The 837-nt window shown below is 72.0% G+C and carries 1 protein-coding gene; it reads left to right on the top strand.

Features of this window, described 5'->3' with window-relative positions; all coding sequences use genetic code 11:
* A partial coding sequence (locus F3J14_RS35210; protein ID WP_166726788.1) for a TolC family protein occupies window positions 1-837 on the top strand: 837 nt, incomplete at both ends.

The following is an 837-nucleotide window of genomic DNA, read 5'->3' as shown; positions in this document are numbered from 1 at the left end:
GGCGGTTGCGTGCCGGCGGGGTTCCTGCCGTCGCTGTCGCTGCGCGCACCGGCCGGCGACGCGCTGGCGCACACCGCGGGCCCCGGCGTGGACGGCGCGTGGCCCGCCCCCGACTGGGTGAAGCAACTGCAGGATCCGCAGCTCGACGAACTGGTGGCGGAGGCGTCGCGGAACAATCCCGATCTGCAGGTCGCGCAGGCGCGGCTGCGGATCGCGCAGGCGCAGCTTCAGCAATTCGATTCGCTGACCGGGCTGACCGGCACGGCCGGCGCGACGGTCAGCCGCGCGCGGATGCCGAAGCCGGGCGACAACGTCGCCGACGTGACGGTCGGCGGCTATCGCGTGCCGGTCGAGATCTTCGGCGATCCGAATGTATCGCCGTCGTCGGTGTTCGTCGGGCTGAACTACCAGCTCGACCTGTGGGGCAAGAACCGCGCGGCGACGAAGAGCCTGATGTCGCTGCGCGACGCGACCGGCGTCGAGGCCGAGCAGGTTCGGCTCACGCTCGCGGTCGCGATCGTCACCGTGTATTGCCAGCTCGACCAGGCGTACGCGGTGCGCGACCTGCTGCAGCAGAAGCTGAAGATCAGCCAGCGTGTGACGGCCGTGCTGCGCGAGCGCACCGCGCGCGGCCTCGACAACGCGTACGACGCGAGCGACGCGTCGATCAAGCGCAGCCGCCTGCTCGAACAGATGGCGCTGAACGACGAGCAGATCAAGCTCGCGCAATTGCAGCTCGGCGTGCTGTCCGGTCGCGGGCCCGAGCGTGGGCTCTCGCTGCAGCGGCCGCGCGTCGGCGCCTTCCCCGGCGGCGCGCTGCCCGCGCGGCTGCCGGCC

Origin of the sequence: Burkholderia sp. Tr-862, assembly GCF_011753085.1 — a bacterium.
GTDB lineage: Bacteria > Pseudomonadota > Gammaproteobacteria > Burkholderiales > Burkholderiaceae > Burkholderia > Burkholderia ambifaria.
The sequence above is the reverse complement of the archived record's forward strand: the minus strand, read 5'-3'. Positions and strand labels throughout refer to the sequence as shown.